Origin of the sequence: Micromonospora globispora (assembly GCF_003857015.1) — a bacterium.
Classification (GTDB): Bacteria; Actinomycetota; Actinomycetes; order Mycobacteriales; family Micromonosporaceae; genus Micromonospora; species Micromonospora globispora.
Window position 1 is genome coordinate 1 of record NZ_QGGF01000627.1, and the last position, 580, is coordinate 580.

Consider the following 580-nt stretch of genomic DNA (forward strand, 5'->3'; position numbering starts at 1 on the left):
GGTGCGCACCGCCTCCCCGGCGGCCGCCACCCCGATCCGCTCCCCAGCGCCGCTGACCACCGCCGGGGCCCTGGTCGCCGAGGTCCGCGCGGCGGGCGGCACGGTGGTGGCCACCGGTGGCTGCTTCGACCTGTTGCACGCCGGGCACGTGGCCACCCTCCAGGCGGCCCGGCAGCTCGGCGACTGCCTCGTCGTCTGCCTCAACTCCGACGCCAGCGTCGCCGGCCTGAAGGGGCCGGACCGCCCGGTCGTGCCGCAGGGCGACCGCAGCCGGCTGCTCGCGGCGTTGAGCTGCGTCGACGCCGTGATGATCTTCGACGAGCCGACTCCGCACGCGGCCCTGTCCTGGCTGCGGCCCGACATCTGGGTCAAGGGCGGCGACTACGCCACCGGCGGCGGCGACGACACGCTGCCGGAGGCGGAGATCCTGCGCCGGTGGGGCGGCTACACCGTGGTGGTGCCGTACCTCGACGGCCGGTCCACCACGGACATGATCGCCGCCGCCCGCGGCGGCCGGGGGGTGTCCGGGGCCGGGCGGCCGGCCGGGCCCGGCGCGGTGGTCACCCGGCCGACGGCGGAA

1 protein-coding gene is annotated in these 580 nt (G+C 77.9%); it reads left to right on the plus strand.

What is annotated here, in order from left to right; all coding sequences use genetic code 11:
* Positions 1-580: adenylyltransferase/cytidyltransferase family protein (locus DKL51_RS30995; RefSeq protein WP_260428733.1), on the plus strand; the 580-nt coding region annotated here is incomplete at both ends.